14 protein-coding genes and 1 pseudogene are annotated in these 17,845 nt (G+C 68.9%); 14 read left to right on the plus strand and 1 reads right to left on the minus strand.

Features of this window, described 5'->3' with window-relative positions:
- Positions 1 to 3 precede the first annotated feature (3 nt).
- The 6 genes from JHY01_RS13185 to hemB all read left to right on the plus strand — a co-directional run bounded on the left by JHY01_RS13185 (position 4) and on the right by hemB (position 6,391).
- Positions 4 to 252 carry a glutaredoxin family protein gene (locus tag JHY01_RS13185; protein WP_205326115.1) on the plus strand — a complete coding sequence of 83 codons (249 nt, stop codon included), beginning with the start codon at positions 4 to 6 and terminating at the stop codon, positions 250 to 252.
- 365 nt (positions 253 to 617) lie between these two features.
- On the plus strand, positions 618 to 1,262 hold the full coding sequence (locus JHY01_RS13190) for a redox-sensing transcriptional repressor Rex (protein ID WP_374199527.1): 645 nt from the start codon (positions 618 to 620) through the stop codon (positions 1,260 to 1,262).
- Between the two features lie 139 nt (positions 1,263 to 1,401).
- Positions 1,402 to 2,805: a glutamyl-tRNA reductase gene (locus tag JHY01_RS13195; RefSeq protein ID WP_205326117.1), complete on the plus strand. Its 1,404-nt coding sequence runs from the start codon at positions 1,402 to 1,404 to the stop codon at positions 2,803 to 2,805.
- Positions 2,806 to 2,820: 15 nt separating this feature from the next.
- On the plus strand, positions 2,821 to 3,801 hold the full coding sequence (hemC, locus tag JHY01_RS13200; protein ID WP_205326118.1) for a hydroxymethylbilane synthase: 981 nt from the start codon (positions 2,821 to 2,823) through the stop codon (positions 3,799 to 3,801).
- Positions 3,798 to 5,378 carry a uroporphyrinogen-III synthase gene (locus JHY01_RS13205; protein WP_205326119.1) on the plus strand — a complete coding sequence of 527 codons (1,581 nt, stop codon included), beginning with the start codon at positions 3,798 to 3,800 and terminating at the stop codon, positions 5,376 to 5,378. The genes hemC and JHY01_RS13205 overlap by 4 nt, the downstream gene beginning before the upstream one ends.
- 26 nt (positions 5,379 to 5,404) lie before the next feature.
- A complete protein-coding gene (gene hemB / locus JHY01_RS13210; protein WP_205326120.1) occupies positions 5,405 to 6,391 on the plus strand; it encodes a porphobilinogen synthase in 987 nt (328 codons plus the stop codon).
- 158 nt (positions 6,392 to 6,549) lie between these two features.
- On the opposite strand, the gene JHY01_RS13215 is transcribed toward hemB, so the two are convergent.
- Positions 6,550 to 7,617, minus strand: a complete 1,068-nt coding sequence (locus tag JHY01_RS13215) for a UDP-N-acetylmuramate dehydrogenase (protein WP_307814426.1) — start codon at positions 7,615 to 7,617, stop codon at positions 6,550 to 6,552.
- A gap of 47 nt (positions 7,618 to 7,664) precedes the next feature.
- Here JHY01_RS13215 and JHY01_RS13220 point away from each other — a divergent pair, with 47 nt between their 5' ends.
- The 8 genes and pseudogenes from JHY01_RS13220 (at position 7,665) to JHY01_RS13255 (ending at position 17,668) form a co-directional block, all read left to right on the plus strand.
- Positions 7,665 to 8,411, plus strand: coding sequence for a hypothetical protein (locus JHY01_RS13220; RefSeq protein WP_205326121.1), 747 nt, complete (start codon positions 7,665 to 7,667; stop codon positions 8,409 to 8,411).
- A gap of 230 nt (positions 8,412 to 8,641) precedes the next feature.
- A complete protein-coding gene (locus JHY01_RS13225) occupies positions 8,642 to 9,736 on the plus strand; it encodes an ABC transporter ATP-binding protein (protein ID WP_205326122.1) in 1,095 nt (364 codons plus the stop codon).
- A 140-nt stretch (positions 9,737 to 9,876) separates the two neighbouring features.
- Positions 9,877 to 11,064, plus strand: coding sequence for an AmmeMemoRadiSam system radical SAM enzyme (amrS, locus tag JHY01_RS13230; protein WP_205326123.1), 1,188 nt, complete (start codon positions 9,877 to 9,879; stop codon positions 11,062 to 11,064).
- A gap of 23 nt (positions 11,065 to 11,087) precedes the next feature.
- A complete protein-coding gene (gene amrB / locus JHY01_RS13235) occupies positions 11,088 to 11,894 on the plus strand; it encodes an AmmeMemoRadiSam system protein B (protein ID WP_205326124.1) in 807 nt (268 codons plus the stop codon).
- Positions 11,895 to 12,032: 138 nt separating this feature from the next.
- On the plus strand, positions 12,033 to 13,487 hold the full coding sequence (gene lysS, locus JHY01_RS13240) for a lysine--tRNA ligase (protein ID WP_205326149.1): 1,455 nt from the start codon (positions 12,033 to 12,035) through the stop codon (positions 13,485 to 13,487).
- 281 nt (positions 13,488 to 13,768) lie between these two features.
- Positions 13,769 to 14,125 carry an Lsr2 family protein gene (locus JHY01_RS13245; RefSeq protein WP_205326125.1) on the plus strand — a complete coding sequence of 119 codons (357 nt, stop codon included), beginning with the start codon at positions 13,769 to 13,771 and terminating at the stop codon, positions 14,123 to 14,125.
- 335 nt (positions 14,126 to 14,460) lie between these two features.
- A pseudogene (locus JHY01_RS13250) lies at positions 14,461 to 16,971 on the plus strand (ATP-dependent Clp protease ATP-binding subunit); the annotation flags it as partial.
- A 259-nt stretch (positions 16,972 to 17,230) separates the two neighbouring features.
- Positions 17,231 to 17,668 carry a universal stress protein gene (locus JHY01_RS13255; protein ID WP_205326127.1) on the plus strand — a complete coding sequence of 146 codons (438 nt, stop codon included), beginning with the start codon at positions 17,231 to 17,233 and terminating at the stop codon, positions 17,666 to 17,668.
- Positions 17,669 to 17,845 lie beyond the last annotated feature (177 nt).

The following is a 17,845-nucleotide window of genomic DNA, read 5'->3' on the forward strand; positions in this document are numbered from 1 at the left end:
AGGGTGAACAGGCTGACGTTGCTGACTACAAGGGATTGCCATCTGTGCGGCGCCGCACGCGCCGATCTCGACCGGGTGGCCCGCGACACGGGCGTCGACTGGACCGAGATCGACGTCGCCGATGACGCTGCGTTGGCGCGCGAGTACGGTGACCGACTGCCCGTGGTGCTGCTCGACGGCCGCGAGCACAGCTACTGGGACGTGGACGTGCCGCGCCTCAAACGCGATCTCGAGGTGTCCGCGAAGTCGTGACGAATCCCACGAGTCGTGACACCGAGCGCGACGCGCCGAAAAAACCTGATTTGCGGGCATCAACGTTGTTTTAGGGCAAAATCGATCCGGACGGCGGCTCGCCGGGAATCAACGGGTTTCGGTACAGCTGGGATTCATCCCAGTGTTACGGGGGTGTACCGCACCGGTCCCGCGAGCCGCCGAGTCGCGTCCGGCCCCGGTTAGCGCCGCCTGTGCAAACTCCCTCACGGTCCACCTCCTAAGCTGGGTTGCGCGCCGGTGAACGGCGGCACGGAACTAGCGGACCTGGAGTTCCACCATTGACGACCACCGGCGAAGGCACCGACCACCGGGCCCCCAACGGCCCTGCCGCCACGGCCGCCGACCTGCCGGCCGCGACCGTCAGGCGCCTGCCCGAATACCTGCGCGCGCTCAGCTCGCTCGGCGAGTCGGGCGTCGAGACCGTCTCCTCTGAAACCCTCGCGGCCGCCACCGGCGTCAACTCGGCGATGCTCCGCAAGGACCTCTCCCAGCTCGGCGCCTCCGGGATGCGCGGCGTCGGCTACAACGTGGCCGCGCTCGCCGCCTATATCGCGGGTGTGCTCGGACTCACCAAAGACTCCCGCGTGGCCATCATCGGCCTCGGCCACCTGGGCCAAGCCCTGGCCAGATACCCCGGGTTCTCCGAAAGGGGCTTCGACATCGTTGGCCTCTTCGACGCCGACCCGGGCATCATAGGGAAGGACTTGGACGGCATCCAAGTGCGCGACGTCGCGCTCCTCGCCGGGGCGGTACGTGACGAAGGCATCAACATAGGGGTCATCGCCACACCCGGCGCGGCCGCCCAACATGTGGCCGACCTCCTCGTAGATGCTGGTGTCACAAGCATTCTCAACTTCGCGCCGTGTGTGCTCGCCGTGCCGCAGGGCGTGGCGGTCCGCAAGGTCGACCTGGCCGTCGAGCTGCAGATCCTCTCCTTCCACGAACACCACAAGACCATCGGCCAGGCGAACGCAGAGGTCGCGACATAGATGGGCGGCCACCACGTCCACCGCTCGCGGAGGCGTATATGAGCGATCGCGTCCACCGCTTGCGGAGGCGTATATGAGCGGTCACGTCGATCGCTTGCGGAGACGTAAATGAGCAGGGCCAAGAGACGGGAACGGTGAAGTGAACCTCCTGGTAGTCGGCATCTCGCATCGCAGTGCCGCGGTGGAGACCCTGGAGCGGCTCGCGGTGGGCCCCGAATCCGCCGCGGACCTCTCCCGCTCGCTCCTGCGCGGCAGCGAGGTCCGAGAGGCCGTCGTGCTCTCCACCTGCAATCGCGTCGAGGTGTACGCCACCGCCGCCACCTTCCACGGAGGCCTCTCCGCGATCGTCGACGAGCTCCACCGGGTCTGGGGTCTCGGGGAGTCCGATGCCGAGCTCGACTTCGCGTCCTGCGGGTACGTGCGCCACGGCGCCGACGCCGCCGCCCACGCCTTCCGGGTCGCCGCCGGGCTCGACTCCATGGTCGCGGGCGAGCCCCAGATCCTCGGCCAGCTGCGCGACGCCTACGAGACCGCGCGCGAGGCCGACCAGGTCGGCCGCCACCTCCACGAGCTGTTCCAGCAGGCGCTGCGCGTCGGCAAGCGGATCCACGCCGAGACCGACGTCGACGCCGCCGCGCCCTCCGTCGTCACGGCCGCCCTCGAACTCGCCGAGCGCGAGCTCGCCCGCGCCGGGTTCGCGAACGGCCTCACCCAGGCCCGCGCCGCCGTCGTCGGCGCCGGGTCCATGGGCAGCCTCGCCACCGCGACCCTCGCCCGATCCGGCGTCAAGTCCCTCAAGGTCGCCAACCGCGACCGCGAGAAGGCCGAGCGCCTCGCGTCCGTCTGGGATGCCGAGACCGCCTCCTACGACGACCTGACTTCCCTTGCCGCGCAAGTGGATCTGCTCGTCTGCGCGACCTCTTCGCCCGAGCCGGTGCTGCGCGCCGCGCACCTCGCGGGCCGCACCGCGCCGCTCGTCGTCTGCGACCTCGCCCTGCCCAAGGACGTCGCCGAGGAGGTGGCGAGGCTCGACGGCGTGCACGTCGTCGACATCGCCGAGATCCAGCGCGCCGACGCCGCCGGAGCCGCCGCCGACACGCTCGCCGAGGTCGAGGCCCTGCTCGCCGAGGAGATCGCGGCCTACAACGAAGGCCTGCGCGCCGACACCGTCACCCCCACCGTCGCCGCCCTGCGCTCGGCCGCCGCCGACATCGTCGAGGCCGAACTGGCCCGCGTCGCCCGCCGCGGCGACTTCACCGACGACCAGCGGGCCGAAGTCGCCCGCACCGTCCACCGCGTCGTCCAGCGGCTCCTCCACGAGCCCACGGTGCGCGTGCGCGAACTCGCCGGGCAGCCCGGGGCGCCCGACTACGCCCGCGCCCTGCGCGACCTGTTCGCGCTCGACGCCGCCGCCCTCGCCGAACCGCAGAGCGGCGACCTCGCGGAAGCCCTCAAGATCAATCCGGTCCCAGCGACCGAAGCACGCAACACCCTCGGCACCGCCCAACAGCAGACCGGAGCGCCTTCGCCGCGCCGGCTTTAGGAAGGGAACGCACCTGTGATCCGAGTCGGGACCAGGGGATCGAAGCTCGCGCTCGCACAGAGCGGGATGATCGCTGACGAGATAACCCGCCTCACGGGGGAGCCGGTCGAGCTCGTCGAGATCAAGACCACAGGAGACGGCACGACCGTGCCCGTCGCCCAGCTCGGCGTCGGGGTCTTCGTCAACCAGCTGCGCGACGCGCTGGAGCGCGAGGAGATCGACATCGCCGTCCACTCCTACAAGGACCTGCCGACGGCCCAGCCCGAGCACCTGGTCATCAGCGTGCCGCCGCGCGCCGACCCGCGCGACGTGCTCATCGCCTCCGACGGCCGCACTCTTTCCGACCTGGGGTCGGGCGCGCGGATCGGCACCGGTTCGCCCCGGCGCATCGCGCAGCTCAACGCACTGGGGCGCGGTTTCGAGTGCGTGCCGATCCGCGGCAACATCGACACCCGCATCGGCCGCGTCGGCGACGACCTCGATGGGGTGATCCTCGCGGCGGCGGGCATCAAGCGCATCGGACGCCAGGCGGAGATCACGGAATACCTGGACCCGCTAGTGATGCTTCCCGCCCCATCACAAGGGGCATTGGCGGTCGAATGCCGCAAAGCCGACATGACATCTGCGCGGATCTCAAGTAAGCTCAACGACCGGTACGCACAGGCCGCCGTCGCCGCCGAACGCGCCCTTCTGCAACGACTCGAAGCCGGATGCAGCGCTCCCGTCGCCGCACTCGCCGATGTCGCCGAAGGCGCCTCGCCGGGCGAGGTCGATCTGTATCTGCGGGGGGCCGTCGGTGCCGAGGACGGCTCCGTCATCGAGCGGCTCTCGACCACCGCCGCTCTCCCCGACACGGGCGATGCGGGCGCCGACGAACTGGCCGCCCGTGCCGCCGCCGTGGGGCGAGCGCTGGCCGAGGACCTTCTCGAGGCCGGTGCCGAGCAACTATTGAAGTTAGACCCAAGCTCTAGACGACTGTTGATGGAGAGAACATGACCAGTGCCCGTAAGCCGGTGGGCCGCGTGCGTTTCGTCGGGACCGGCCCAGGCGACCCGGGACTGCTGACCAAGCGCGCCCTCGACGCGATCCGCGAGGCCGACCGGGTCTACTACGACCGGTCGCTCCCGCAGTCGCTCATCGAGACCGCCAAGGAGCTCAACGGCGACGACTCGAAGATCAAGCTCATCGAGTCCTCCCCGAGCGACCAGGGCAAGCTCATGGCCGCCGCCGCGCGCGAAGGCGAGAACATCGCCCGCCTCATCGTCGGCGACGCGTACCCGAACCGGCTCGCCAAGGCCGAGATCAAGGCCGCCAGCGCCGAGCAGGCCCGCTTCGAGGTCATCCCGGGCATGAGCCACGCGCAGGCCGTCGCCGTCTACGCGGGCATGCCGCCCGGGGAGATCCGCACGGTCATCGACATCGACGACATCGCGTCCATCGAGCCGCTCATGATCGCCGACGCGATCAAGCGCGGCAGCCTCACCGTCACCGCGGACGTCTCGGACCTGTCGTCGCTGCGCGACATCCTGCTCGCGGGCGGCGTCTCCGGTGAGACCGCCGTCGCCGTCACCGGCGACGCGACCGGCGAGACCGAGTACACCACCACGTCCTCTGTGGACACCTTTGTGGAGGCGGCCCTCGGCTACGCCGGGCAGGTCGTGCTCACCATCGGCCCCGGCGTCGACGACCGGCACGAACTCGCCTGGTGGGAGGGCCGCCCGCTCTACGGCTGGAAGGTCCTCATCCCGCGCACCAAGGAGCAGGCCGGCATCATGTCCGAGCGCCTGCGCGCCTACGGCGCCATCCCGTGCGAGGTCCCGACCATCGCCGTCGAGCCGCCCCGCACGCCCGCCCAGATGGAGCGGGCCATCAAGGGCCTCGTCGACGGCCGCTACGCCTGGATCGTCTTCACCAGCCAGAACTCGGTGAAGGCCATCTGGGAGAAGTTCAAGGAGCACGGCCTCGACGCGCGCGCCTTCGGCGGCCTGCGCATCGCCTGCATCGGCGAGGCCACCGCGAACGCGGTGCGCGAGTTCGGCATCGAGCCCGAGCTCATCCCGACCGGCCAGCAGTCCTCGGAGGGCCTCCTGGAGGTCTTCCCGCCGCACGACCCGATCCTCGACATGGTCGGCCGGGTCCTGCTGCCGCGCGCCGACATCGCCACCGAGACCCTGGTCTCGGGCCTTTCCGAGCGCGGCTGGGAGGTCGACGACGTCACCGCCTACCGCACCGTGCGCGCCTCGCCGCCGGCCGCGGACATCCGCGACGCCATCAAGTCCGGCGGGTTCGACGCGGTGCTCTTCACCTCGTCCTCCACCGTCCGGAACCTCGTGGGCATCGCGGGCAAGCCGCACCAGCGCACCGTCGTCGCGTGCATCGGCCCGGCGACCGCCGACACGGCGACCGAGTTCGGTCTGCGCGTCGACGCCAAGCCCGACAACGCCTCCGTGCCGGACCTCATCGAGGCCCTCGCCGAGTACGCCATGGAGCTCAAGCAGCGCCTGGCCGAGGGCCCGATCAAGACCCGCCGGGGCCAGAAGATCCAGGGGCCGACGGCCCTGAGGTTCCGTTAGCAACGTGTGAAAAGGAAGTGGTCGCAGTGCCGAACAGTCCCGAGTTCCCGGTCATCCGCCCTCGGAGGCTGCGACGCACTGCGGCCCTTCGCCGTCTCGTGGCGGAGACGCGCGTCCATCCCTCTGACCTCGTCCTCCCGGTGTTCGTCAAAGAGGATCTGACCGAACCCGTCGAGATCGCCTCGATGCCCGGCGTGTACCAGCACTCCGTGGACTCGATCCGCAAGCTCGCGGTCGAGGCCGCCCGGGCCGGGATCGGCGGGCTCATGCCCTTCGGCATCCCGGCGGTGCGCGACGCGATCGGCTCGGCCGCAACCGATCCGAATGGCATCCTCAACGTCACGACGCGGGCGATCCGGGAGGAGATCGGCGACGACCTCGTGGTCGTCCCCGACCTGTGCCTCGACGAGTTCACCGACCACGGCCACTGCGGCGTACTCCGCCCCGATGGCACTGTGGACAATGACGCTTCCCTCGTGCGCTATGCCGAGATGGGTGTGGCGCTGGCGGAGTCGGGCGCGGACCTGCTCGGCGCCTCGGGGATGATGGACGGCCAGATCGGCTATGTCCGTGCCGCCCTTGACGAAGCCGGCCACACCGATACCGGGCTCCTCGCCTACGCGGCGAAGTACGCCAGCGCCTTCTACGGTCCGTTCAGGGACGCGGTCGAGTCGCAGCTGCAGGGCGACCGTCGCACCTACCAGCAGGACAACGCGAACGTGACCGAGGCGCTGCACGAGATCGACCTCGACATCCGGCAGGGCGCCGACATCGTCATGGTCAAGCCCGCGCTCCCGTATCTCGACATCGTGAAGGCCGCCGCGGAACGCAGCCCGGTCCCGGTGGCGGCGTATCACATCAGCGGCGAGTACGCCCAGATCGTGGCGGCTGCGGAGCGAGGCTGGATCGACCGCGACGCCGCGATCCTCGAGTCCCTCACCAGCATCAAGCGAGCCGGAGCGGGCATCATCGCCACCTACACGGCCCTGGAAGCGGCAGCGCTCCTCCGCTAGGACCCGGTTGCGCCGGCCGCCAAATGAAAGCATTTCGCTTTCAGTCGCGGGCCGCCTGGGCCGCGCTCCGGCGGACGGCCGATGAGGGCGGGATCGTGGATCTCGACAAGTCGGTCGATGAAGCGCTGCTGCAACTCTCGGCGTCGGCTCAGCGGTGGTCAGTTCAGCGCGGCGTTGACCATGACCGGTTCGGGGTGGAGGCGGATGGCGAAATCCTTCTCCACCTTTTCCGTCACTTCGGTTGCGAGCGCTAGGAGTTCGGCTGCCGTGGCGCCGCCCCTGTTGGTCAGTGCCAGGGTGTGTCTGGTTGAGAGGCTTACGTTTCCCCGCCGATAGCCCTTTTCGAAGCCTGCGGCCCCGATGAGCCAGGCTGCCGAGACCTTGACCTGGCCGTCGCCCGTCTCCCAATGGGGCGGTTCACCTCCGGCTTTCGCTGCCAGTTCGTGGTAGACGTGCTCGCCGATGATCGGGTTGGTGAAGAAGGAACCCGCGCTCCAGGTGTCGTGGTCGGCCTCGTCGAGGACCATGCCCTTGCCTCGCCGCAACTCGAGGACTGCTTCGCGTACCTGCCGCAGGCCCTCACGGACGCCCACCTCCACACCGAGCTTCTTCGCGAGCTCGCCATAGGCGATCGGCTGCGAGGACGTCTTCTCCTCCAGCTCGAACGCAACGCTCATCACGAAGAAGCGGTCCTGGTTCTTGAAAGCGCTGTTCCGATACGAGAACCGGCACTCCTCCCGGGTCCAGTCTCGGATCTCATCGGTCTTGCGGTCCCAGACGCGGACCGAGTCGATGGTGTGGGCAACCTCTTGGCCGTACGCACCCACGTTCTGGATCGGCGTGGCTCCCGCTGAGCCGGGGATTCCGCTGAGGCATTCCACGCCGGAGAGTCCGTTCTCCGTCGTCCAAGCCACGAAGTCGTCCCAGACCTGGCCGGCCTCGACGCGCACATGCCCGCGGCGCCCCGGTTCGATCCCGCCGCCCCGCAGCACCACGACCGTGCCGTCGAAGCCCTCGTCGCCGATCACCACGTTGCTGCCGCCCGCGAGCACCAGCGTCGGGCCCTTCGCCCCGCGCAGGGCCTCGACCGCCTCCACAGAGGAGTGGGCCTCGATCAGCTCGCTGGCCGGACCTCCTATTCTCAGCGTCGTGTACTCGCTGAGAGATTTGCCCCGAATGGTGCCGTTCGCGGCCTGCTCGCTCGGACTTGGGCTGGCGTGTGTCACGCCCGAAAGCCTAAGCTTTACGCAGGCTACGAGGAACGGCGGTCACCATGGCTAAGCTGCGCATCACCGACTACCTCACCGAACTGAAGACCGAGGCCGCGGGCCTGCGCTCGGCGTGCGGACCCGAAGTGCTCGGCCGCGTCGCACCCTCCCGCCCCGACTCCACCGTGGGCGGCATCCTCCTCGAACTCGCCCGCGAATACCGCTGGGCGGTCGAAGCCCTGTTCACCCGCCCCGTCACCGACGAGGACCTCCCGCAGCCGCCGCCCGTGACCGCCGAGGGCACCGCCGTCCTCGACGTGTTCGACCAGTCGCTGGCGGCCGTGCTCGACGCGATCGAGGCGCGCGGGCCGGACTCGCCAGCGTGGACCTGGGCGCCCGTGGAGTGGCGGGCCGAGTTCTGGCACCGGCGCGTCGCCGTCGCCACTGGGCTCGCCCGCTGGGACGTGCAGATGGCCGTGGGCTCGACCGCGCCCGTCCCCGCGGCGCTCGCCGCCGAGGCGATCAGCGAGGTGTTCGAGGCGTTCCTGCCGGTCGGCGCGCGCCGCGGCGCCCATCCCGAGTCCACCGGTCTCGTGCAGCTGTTCGCGCAGGACGCCGACGCGACCTGGTTCGTGCGCCTGCGCGAGGGCCGGGTCGCGCTGCTCGACCAGCCCGATTCGCGCACGGAGCTGCAGGCCCGCGCCGCGGGCTCGGCCTCGGACATCGCCTTGGCGCTGTGGGGAAGACTGCCGTTCGGGATCTGCGACGTGGCGGGCGACGAGGCCTTGCTGCAGGCCCTGCGGGTGGAATAACGTTTCGGTAAACCTTCCGCGGAAACCGGACAAACGTTCGGCACCGACTTGGCAAAGGCATTCCCCCGCGGCTAGGCTCAGCTCACGACCGCACGGTGCTGCGCATCACGCGGTCGTGATCGCAGCGCAGGGTCGCGCCGCTCCGGCAAAGGTCCCGCTCTGTGATGACACAACCGCCTTTTACCACGGATCGTCTGGCACGTACCTGCCAGTGAAAGGGACCGAACATCATGGCAACAGTGACGTACGCGGGTGCCTCGCGCATCTACCCGGGCACCGAGAAGCCCGCCGTCGACAAGCTCGACATCGAGATCCAGGACGGCGAATTCCTCGTCCTCGTCGGCCCTTCCGGCTGCGGCAAGTCCACCTCGCTCCGGATGCTCGCCGGCCTCGAAGAGGTCGACGAAGGCTCGATCTTCATCAACGACACCGACGTGTCGAACCTCCCCCCGAAGTCCCGCGACATCGCGATGGTCTTCCAGAACTACGCGCTCTACCCGCACATGTCCGTCTTCGACAACATGGCGTTCGCCCTCAAGCTGCGCCGCATGCCGAAGGCCGAGATCAAGCAGCGCGTGGAAGACGCCGCGAAGCTCCTCGACCTCAGCGACTACCTCGGCCGCAAGCCGAAGGCCCTCTCCGGTGGCCAGCGCCAGCGCGTCGCCATGGGCCGCGCGATCGTGCGCGAGCCGCAGGTGTTCCTCATGGACGAGCCGCTGTCGAACCTCGACGCCAAGCTCCGCGTCCAGACCCGTTCGCAGATCGCCTCGCTCCAGAAGCGCCTGGGCATCACCACCGTCTACGTCACGCACGACCAGGTCGAGGCGCTGACCATGGGTCACCGCATCGCGGTCATGAAGGACGGCCTGCTGCAGCAGTGCGACACTCCTCGCACGCTGTACGACAAGCCGAAGAACACCTTCGTCGCCGGCTTCATCGGCTCCCCGGCCATGAACATCAAGACCGTGTCCCTGACCGAGAACGGCGGCCTCTTCGGCGACGTCATCCTCCCGCTCTCGCGCGAGGTCCGCGACGCCGCCACCCAGGACGGCGGCGAGCAGCAGGTCACCATCGGCATCCGCCCCGAGCACTGCAAGCTCGGCGCTGAGGGCTCCGGCGGCATCCCGATCGAGGTCGACCTCGTCGAGGAGCTCGGCTCGGAGGCCTACGTCTACGGCCACGCCGCGTACAACGGCTCGTCGGAGCGCTTCGTCGTCCGCACCGAGTCCGCGAACGTCCCGCGCCTGGCCGAGACCGTGTACGTCGTGCCGGAGCCCGGCCACGAGCACGTCTTCCACGCCAACACGGGCGAGCGCCTGAACTAATCCGGGCGGGCCGGTCTCCGGTCCGAGCGGGTCAAGACCGCCAGGGGTCGCGCTGCTGCAGCGCGACCCCTTTCGCGTGCAAGCTCCTCGTGTCCATGCCGAAACGCATCGGCAACCGAGCGGGCGCTACGGTAGTGAGTATGGCCACCCTCACTCCCCGTAGGCCACGGATCGAAGGCGCCGACGCATTCACCGTCGGCACCGAGTTCCACCGCGCCCTCGACGACGGACGCCTCGAGTGCACCGTCTGCCCGCGGGCCTGCCGTCTGCGCGAAGGGCAGCGAGGCCTGTGCTTCGTGCGGGCCCGCCACGGCGACCAGATCGTGCTCACCTCGTACGGACGCTCCTCCGGGTTCTGCATCGATCCCGTAGAGAAGAAGCCCCTCAACCACTTCCTGCCCGGCACCCCGGTACTCTCGTTCGGCACGGCCGGATGCAACCTGGCCTGCAGGTTCTGCCAGAACTGGGACATCTCCAAGTCTCGCGAGATCGACACGCTCGCTTCGGAGGCCGAGCCCGAGACGCTCGCCACGACCGCGAATCGCCTGGGCTGCAGGTCGATCGCGTTCACCTACAATGACCCTACGGTGTTCCTCGAATACGCGGCCGACTGCGCGGACGCGGCCCGCGAGGCCGGGCTCAAGGCCGTCGCGGTCTCGGCGGGGTACATCGGACCCGAAGCGCGACAAGAGCTCTACGCGCACATGGACGCCGCGAACATCGACCTCAAGGCGTTCACCGAGGAGTTCTACCGCAAGATCGCTTTCGCTTCACTGAGGACTGTCCTCGATACACTCGAATACCTGGTGCACGAGACCGACGTGTGGACCGAGATCACCACGCTGCTGATTCCCGGGCACAACGACTCGGACGACGAGATCGCCGCCGAATGCGCATGGATCGGCGAGCACCTCGGCCCGGACGTGCCGCTGCACTTCACGGCGTTCCACCCGGATTTCAAGATGCGCGACGTGCCGCCGACCCCGGTCGCGACGCTCCGCCGGGCCAGGCGGATCGCCCTCGACGCGGGACTGCGGTACGTCTACACCGGCAACGCGCACGACCCGGAAGGCCAGACCACCACTTGCGTGCACTGTGGCGAAGTCCTCATCGTGCGTGATTGGTACCGAATTGACCGGTACGCGGTGTCGGATAGTGGACAGTGCGATCATTGCGGCGCCGCCGTTCCCGGAGTTTTCGACGGACCGGCGGGAGACTGGGGTCCCAAACGGCAACCGATCCGCATGACCGAGCCGTCACACAGACGAACACCCGCATTACCAGAGCACCTCCCGGCTCACCGACCAGAGCCTTCACACCGACCATAGGAACCACCACCGGAAGACCTGCGATGCCTTCGATCAAATCAGACACCGTACGGCCCGCCGCCGTCGCCGGACGCTTCTACCCGGCCGACCCCGGGCTGCTCCGCGCCGACGTCGAGCGGCTCATCGACGCCGTAGGGCCGGTGAGCGAACCGCTCGCCGCCGCCTACATCGCGCCGCACGCCGGCTACCGCTACTCCGGACCCGTCGCCGCCGAGGTCTACGCCAGACTCGCCGCCCACCGCGGCCGCGTCAAACGTGTGATCCTCGTCGGACCCTCCCACCACTACCCGCTCCGCGGGCACGCCGCCGCGCCCTACGCGCGCTGGGAGACCCCGCTCGGCGAGGTCGCCGTCGCGGCCACCCACGTGGTCGGCTCCTCGCGGCTGCCGCACGAGGCCGAGCACTCGCTCGAAGTCCAGCTGCCGTTCCTGCAGGTCGCGCTCGGCCCCGACATCGAGGTCACCCCCGTGGCCTTCGGCATGGGCCAGTCCCCGGACGGCGCCCGGCTCATCGCCGCGCTCCGCGAGGAGGCCGGCGACGACTCGGTGGTCATCTGCTCCACCGACCTCTCCCACTTCCACGACCAGGCCACCGCCGAACGCGTCGACGCCGTCACCGCCGAAGCCATCCGCAGCCTCCGCCCGCGCGAGATCGCCCCGCACCACGCCTGCGGCGTGTTCGCCCTGCGCGCGACCCTCGCCTGGGCCGACGCCACCGGACGCCGCCCGCGCCAGCTCGCCCTGGCCACCTCGGCGGACACGGTCGGCAGGCCCGACCGCGTGGTGGGCTACCCGGCCTTCGCGATCGAACGGCCGATCCTGGCCGACTGAGCCGGCCGCGCGGGTGCCGGTGTGACACGGCGCGATGAGGGGAAACTCGCATGCTGCGCAGCGGCGGCGACATTTACCCTTGTAGGCGTGACCGAGCACGAGCAGTACACCGACAGCGCCGACGACCTTCCCGAGCAGATGCTGATCCGGCGCGAGAAGCGCGCCGCCCTCCTCGCGGAAGGCAAGGAGCCCTACGCGCTCGGCTACCCGCGCACCCATTCGCTGGCCGAACTGCGCGAGCAGTTCGCGGGTCTCGCCGACGGCGAGTCCTCAGGCGTCACCGTGAGCACCACCGGACGGGTGATCTTCGTGCGCACGGCCGGGAAGCTCTGCTTCGCCCGCCTGCGCGACGGCGACGGCACCGAGTTCCAGGTGATGCTCTCCCAGGGCAACGTCGGCGAGGAGCGGCTTTCCGACTGGAAGCGCCTGGCCGACATCGGCGACCACATCGGCGTCACCGGCGAGGTCATCACCTCCAAGCGCGGCGAGCTGTCGGTCATGGCCGACTCCTTCGAGATCACCAGCAAGGCCCTGCGCCCCCTCCCCGTGGCCCACAAGCCGCTCGCCGAGGAGACGCGCGTCCGCCAGCGCTACGTCGACCTCATCGTCCGCCCGGAGGCCCGCGCGAACGCGCGCAACCGCGCGAAGGTCGTGCGCTCGCTGCGCGAGCAGCTCGACGACCGCGACTTCGTCGAGGTCGAGACCCCGATGATGCAGGTGCAGCCGGGCGGGGCGACCGCGCGGCCGTTCGTGACGCACATGAACGCGTACGACATGGACCTGTACATGCGCATCGCCCCCGAGCTCTATCTGAAAAGGTGCGTCGTCGGCGGTATCGACCGCGTATTCGAGATCAACCGGAACTTCCGCAACGAGGGCGCCGACTCGTCGCATTCGCCGGAGTTCGCGATGCTGGAGGCCTATCAGGCGTACGGCGACTACCGCACGATCGCCGGGCTCACCAAGTCGCTCATTCAAGGCGCCGCGCGTTCGGCGTTCGGGACCGAGGCCGTGGAACTCGCGGACGGCACCCAGTACGATCTCGGCGGCGAGTGGGCCGAGATCACCCTCTTCGGGTCCCTTTCCGAAGCGCTCGGAGAAACAGTGACCGTGGACACGCCGCTGGAGACGCTGCGCGCTTACGCCGAGAAAGTCGAACTCGGTGTCGACCCCAAGTGGGGGGCCGGGAAACTCGCGGAGGAATTGTTCGAGGTGCTGGTCTCCGACCACATCATCGAGCCGACCTTCGTGTTCGACTACCCGGAGGAGACCTCGCCGCTCACGCGCGGTCACCGCACCACTCCCGGCCTCACCGAGAAATGGGACCTGTACGTGCGGGGCTTCGAACTCGCCACCGGCTATTCGGAGCTCATCGACCCGGTGATCCAGCGCGAGCGCCTGGAGGCCCAGGCCAGACTGGCCGCGAAGGGCGACGACGAGGCGATGACCGTCGACGAGGACTTCCTGCGCGCGATGGAGTACGGCCTCCCGCCGCTGTGCGGGATGGGCATGGGAATCGACCGGTTGCTTATGGCGCTCACCGGACTCGGTATCCGAGAGACCATCCTCTTCCCGCTGGTGAAACCCGAATAGCAAAGCCAAAGGAAGCGCGCCGGCTGAGCTCATTAACGGCTCGCAAGCTTCGCCGAGGTGGCTCTATTCATCGAGAGCCCTCCTCCGGCGCGGTCCCATTTCGCCCGGACCCGGGAGACTTCGACGCATTCAAGTCGCCAGGTGACCTGGACGGTAGCGACGTATTCACAAATAGATGCGCCCACCCTCTTTCCCTTCGCTAATGGACTCGTATATGCTCTGGCACTAGCAAGACGGTTGTCCCGGCAGCGGTAGTCGCTACAGTTCGAGAGGAATTTGCCATGGCGAAGAAGACACAGGTCATCCTGATCGACGATATCGACGGCAGCAAGGCTGAGGAGACCGTCAAATTCGCTATCGACGGACAGGCCTACGAGATCGACCTCTCGGCGGGCCACGCCAAGGAACTGCGCGACGCCTTGGAGAAGTTCCAGGAGGCCGGCACCCGACTCGGCCGCTACAGCCTGGGCGCCCCGCGCGGCCCGGTCCGCGGCGCCGCCGCCCCGCGCCGCCAGACCGTGGACCGCGAGCAGAACAAGGCCATCCGCGAGTGGGCCGAACGCAGCGGCAAGCGCGTCTCGCCCCGTGGACGCATCCCGCAGGCGATCGTCGAGGAATACAACGCCGCGCACAACTAGTCAGGCAGCCTCGCGAACCGACTTCGATGCCCGCTCTCCCCTGGAGGGCGGGCATTTCGTCTTGAGCGGGCGGAAGCGCCGTTCCTCCCCGTGGGACAGCGGATTCGGCCGGACTGTCGCACCCGTGGGGCACCATTGGATTGCCGCGGCGGGGGAACGGGTATTGCGCTCACAGCGAACCTGTTATCACCGGGAATGGTCTTAGAGGCACGCTTGTTGTCACCCACGTGGCACCCGTCGTCCGCGGACCCGGGAGATAAGGTGTACCCACAGGGTTTTGCAAGCCACGACCAGTAACGACGACAAGTAGCGGCGGACGCGAGGAGCAGAAGCGCATGTTTGAACGGTTTACGGACCGTGCCCGACGCGTGGTCGTCTTGGCTCAAGAAGAAGCCAGGATGCTCAACCACAACTACATCGGCACGGAACACATCCTGCTCGGCCTCATCCACGAGGGCGAGGGCGTGGCGGCGAAGGCCCTGGAGAGCCTGGGCATTTCCTTGGAAGGCGTCCGCCAGCAGGTCGAGGAGATCATCGGCCAGGGCCAGCAGGCCCCGTCCGGGCACATCCCCTTCACCCCGCGGGCGAAGAAGGTGCTCGAGCTGAGCCTGCGCGAAGCGCTGCAGCTGGGTCACAACTACATCGGCACCGAGCACATCCTGCTCGGCCTGATCCGCGAGGGCGAGGGCGTCGCCGCCCAGGTCCTCATCAAGCTCGGCGCGGACCTCAACCGCGTGCGCCAGCAGGTGCTGCAGCTGCTCTCCGGTTACCAGGGCAAGGAGCCCGCGGGCGCGACCGCCGGCGGCACCTCCCAGGAGGCGCAGCAGTCCGGTTCGCTCGTGCTCGACCAGTTCGGCCGCAACCTCACGCAGGCCGCGCGCGACGGCAAGCTCGACCCCGTCATCGGGCGTCAGCGCGAGATCGAACGCGTCATGCAGGTCCTCTCCCGCCGCACCAAGAACAACCCGGTGCTCATCGGCGAGCCCGGCGTCGGCAAGACCGCCGCCGTCGAGGGCCTCGCGCAGGCGATCACCAAGGGCGAGGTCCCCGAGACCCTCAAGGACAAGCAGCTGTACACGCTTGACCTGGGCGCGCTCGTGGCCGGCTCCCGCTACCGCGGCGACTTCGAAGAGCGCCTGAAGAAGGTCCTCAAGGAGATCAAGACCCGCGGCGACATCATCCTCTTCATCGACGAGATCCACACCCTCGTCGGAGCAGGGGCCGCCGAGGGCGCGATCGACGCGGCCTCGATCCTCAAGCCGATGCTGGCCCGCGGCGAGCTGCAGACCATCGGCGCGACCACCCTCGACGAGTACCGCAAGTACCTCGAGAAGGACGCCGCCCTGGAGCGCCGCTTCCAGCCGATCCAGGTCGCCGAGCCGTCCCTGGCGCACACCATCGAGATCCTCAAGGGCCTGCGGGACCGCTACGAGGCCCACCACCGCGTCTCCATCACGGACGGCGCCCTGGTGCAGGCAGCGACCCTCGCGGACCGCTACATCTCGGACCGGTTCCTGCCGGACAAGGCCATCGACCTCATCGACGAAGCGGGCGCGCGCATGCGCATCCGCCGGATGACCGCACCGCCGGACCTCCGCGAGATCGACGAGGAGATCGCCGAGACCCGACGCCAGAAGGAGTCGGCGATCGACGCCCAGGACTTCGAGGCCGCCGCGCGTCTGCGCGACACCGAGAAGCGCCTCCACGAGAAGCGCGCCAAGCGCGAGCAGGAGTGGAAGGCCGGCGACCTCGACCAGGTCACCGAGGTCGACGAGGAGATGATCTCCGAGGTCCTCGCGAACTGGACCGGCATCCCGGTCTACAAGCTGACCGAGGAGGAGACCTCCCGCCTGCTGCGCATGGAGGAGGAGATCCACAAGCGCATCATCGGCCAGGAGGACGCCGTCAAGGCCGTCTCCAAGGCGATCCGGCGCACCCGCGCCGGGCTCAAGGACCCGAAGCGGCCGTCCGGCTCGTTCATCTTCGCCGGCCCGTCCGGTGTGGGTAAGACCGAGCTGGCGAAGGCGCTCGCGGAGTTCCTGTTCGGCTCCGAGGACTCGCTGATCCAGCTGGACATGTCCGAGTTCCACGACCGCTACACGGTCTCGCGCCTCGTCGGTGCGCCTCCCGGCTACGTCGGCTACGACGAGGGCGGGCAGCTCACCGAGAAGGTCCGCAGGAAGCCGTTCAGCGTGGTCCTGTTCGACGAGATCGAGAAGGCCCACCCGGACGTGTTCAACACGCTCCTGCAGATCCTCGAGGACGGTCGCCTGACCGACGGCCAGGGCCGCATCGTCGACTTCAAGAACACGGTGCTGATCCTGACCACGAACCTCGGCACGAAGGACGTCGGCAAGGCCGTGTCGCTGGGCTTCCAGGCGGACGCGTCCGAGGGCGGCGACTACGACCGGATGAAGGAGAAGGTCTCGGAGGAGCTGAAGAACCACTTCCGCCCCGAGTTCCTGAACCGCATCGACGACACCATCGTGTTCCCGAAGCACACGCAGGAGGCGATCGTCGCGATCGTCGACCTGATGGTCAAGCGCATCGAGGACCAGCTCGCGAACCGCGACATGGCCCTGGAGCTCACGGACAACGCGAAGCTGTACCTGGGGCACAAGGGCTACGACCCGGTCATGGGCGCGCGGCCGCTGCGTCGCACGATCCAGCGCGAGATCGAGGACACGCTCTCGGAGAAGATCCTCTTCAACGAGTTCACGCCCGGCCAGATCGTCATCGTGGACGTCGACGGCGACCCGAAGGACGTCGAGAAGACGCACCTGACGTTCAGGGGCGCCGACAAGCCCGCGGGCGTGCCGGACACGCCTCCGGCCGAGCTGGCCGGCGAGCGGGCTCCCAAGAGCCCGGGAGCGGGCACGGGCACCATGCCGCCGAAGAGCCCGGGCGCCGGGCCGCGAGGCGGCCAGGTGGGCCAGGGAGGCGCCGCTTAACCGCGGAGGCCGACAGAGCGAACAGGGGCGGGACCGCGAGGTCCCGCCCCTTTCATGTGCCCGGACGAAGCCGCGCCCCGCCCCGGATGAAGGCAACTCGGACCTTGCCGATGCTTTTTAGGGAATGCTGGGAGGCCTGAACGAGGAGGTTCGGATGGCCGAGGTGAGGCAGGAGCGAGTCGTCGTCGGTATCGACGGTTCACCCACGTCGATGCGGGCACTGCGGTGGGCGCTGCGGTACGCGGAACGGACCGGCGCGAGGATCGAGGCGGTCCACGCCTGGCAGACGCCGACCTCGTACGGAGCACCGCTGGCGGTGCTACCGGGTGAGGATTTCGCGGCTAAGGCCGAGCAGGCGGTGAACGAGTCGGTCGATCGGGAGCTCGGCGGCCGCCGCGATCTCGAGGTGGAGCGCATCGCCGACATGGGCTATGCGCCGAAAGTGCTGATCGAGCATTCGAAGAAGGCTGACCTGCTGGTCGTCGGCAGCCGGGGGCGCGGCGGTTTCACCGGAACGCTTCTCGGCTCGGTCAGTCTCCACTGCGTCACCAACGCCGCCTGCCCGGTCGTCGTGGTACGAGCGAAGGACTGAAAGGCCGTGATCGCTTGAGGGCCGGCCGACGTCGGCCCTCAGCGTCCGTGTCGGCCGGCCATGCCGCGGCGGCCCGCATTCCCCTCGCCAACACACGACACGCCGGGCAGTGTTCCGGTTTCCTCGGTTTGGCCCTGCGGCCCCGCGGGAGTTGGAATGCTGAATCGGGAGGCCTGT

Source organism: Glycomyces sp. YM15 (assembly GCF_016918015.1).
Taxonomy (GTDB): Bacteria; Actinomycetota; Actinomycetes; order Mycobacteriales; family Micromonosporaceae; genus Glycomyces.